Origin of the sequence: Streptomyces sp. NPDC021093, assembly GCF_044333135.1 — a bacterium.
GTDB lineage: Bacteria > Actinomycetota > Actinomycetes > Streptomycetales > Streptomycetaceae > Streptomyces.
In genome coordinates this window covers 1-1,531 of sequence record NZ_JBIRQJ010000027.1, presented here as the reverse complement: position 1 = coordinate 1,531, position 1,531 = coordinate 1, and the positions used below count along the sequence as shown (strand labels likewise).

2 protein-coding genes are annotated in these 1,531 nt (G+C 65.4%); one reads left to right on the top strand and one right to left on the bottom strand.

Features of this window, described 5'->3' with window-relative positions; translation table 11 throughout:
- Positions 1–65: 65 nt before the first annotated feature.
- A complete protein-coding gene (locus ACH4SP_RS42500; protein WP_398423866.1) occupies positions 66–620 on the bottom strand; it encodes a hypothetical protein in 555 nt (184 codons plus the stop codon).
- A 91-nt stretch (positions 621–711) separates the two neighbouring features.
- Between ACH4SP_RS42500 and ACH4SP_RS42495 the strand changes: the two genes are divergently transcribed.
- Positions 712–1,479: a transposase gene (locus tag ACH4SP_RS42495; RefSeq protein WP_398423864.1), complete on the top strand. Its 768-nt coding sequence runs from the start codon at positions 712–714 to the stop codon at positions 1,477–1,479.
- Positions 1,480–1,531 lie beyond the last annotated feature (52 nt).

Below are 1,531 nucleotides of genomic sequence, written 5' to 3'. Positions count from 1 at the left end.
CTAAGGCTTGTCCCGCAATGATCACGGAACCGCGTACGGAGCTGTCGGGTGGAGTGGTGGGGTGCTCAGCCGGTGGCTTGCGGGGTGTCCAGTGATCGAGCGAAATCGGCGAGCGTGCGGAAGTCATCCTCGCGCAGGCCGATTCGCGGGTTGACGTGGTGGAGAAGCCCGGGGCCCTCGTGGTGGGCGGCTACGTACACGTCATCGAGGCCGCTCTGCTCGTCGTCCACCCAGGCAAAGGGACGGCCGCCTGCGTAGTCCACCAGAGGGCCAGTCTTCCAGTGGACCCCGTCGGGGCGTTCTTGGAACAGGGCGTCGCCGAAGTCGACGAAGGGGAGTTCGGGAAGGCCAAGCACCGGGGCGATCCACCGATTGGCGTCGTCCATCCACGTAGTGGCCCAGCACAGCTCGTAGTTGAGCCGGAGCATGGCTCGTCCGTGCTCCGAGTTGAGCCAGACCCGCAAGGGCCGCCGCCGGGCCGAAAGTCCTGCGTGTTCGCTTGGAGTCCCGCTGTCCTGGGGCACTCTGAGCGTGGTGTAACCGTCGGGACGTCTCTCGGGCTGGGCCGCGTAGGGGTTGAGCGGCCCGTCCACATCAAGGAACAGCAGTGGCCGACTCATGAACTCTCCCTTGCTCAACATCAACTGCGCTGTGGAAGCGTAGCTGCGACAACCGTCTTGGCGGCGGCCGGTCTGATGTGATGATCCCGGTGTGGCTGGTCTGATCACGGCGTCGGAGCCGTCCTGGATATCCCCGTATACCGGGCTGAGCCCGCGCCAGTTCGCGAAGCTGGTGACCATGCTGCGGCGCGGGGAGGCCGACACCGCCTGCCGAGGGCGGCCGTGGGGCCTGCCGCTGGAGGACCGGCTGTTGCTGGTCATGGCCTACTGGCGCACGAACTTAACGCTCCGCCAGCTTGCTCCGCTGTTCGGCGTCTCCAAGTCGGCTGCGGACCGCATCATCAACCACCTCGGCCCACGGCTCGCGCTTCAGCCCCGCCAGAGGTTCCGCAAGGACACCGTGCTCATCGTGGACGGCACCCTGGTGCCCACCCGTGATCACACGATCGCTGAGCAGTCGAAGAACTACCGGTACTCCACCAACCACCAGGTGGTCATCGACGCAGATAGTCGCCTGGTCGTCGTCGTTGGCCGACCATTGCCGGGCAATCGCAACGGCTGCAAGGCATGGGCGGACTCCGGCGCGAAGAACGCCGTCGGCAGCACCATCACGATCGCCGACGGCGGCTATCCGGGCACCGGACTCGTCATGCCACACCGCCGCCGCGCAGGCGAAGAACTCCCCAAGTGGAAACAGGCTCACAACAAGACCCACAAGCAGGTCCGCGCCCGCGTCGAGCATGTATTCGCCCGCATGAAGACTTGGAAGATCCTCCGCGACTGCCGACTCAAAGGCGACGGCGTTCACCACGCCATGCTCGGCATCGCCCGGATGCACAACCTCGCCCTCGACGGGTAGGTAAACGACCCTGCCCCAACAACTCAAAGATCAGTTACGGGACAGCTCTTAG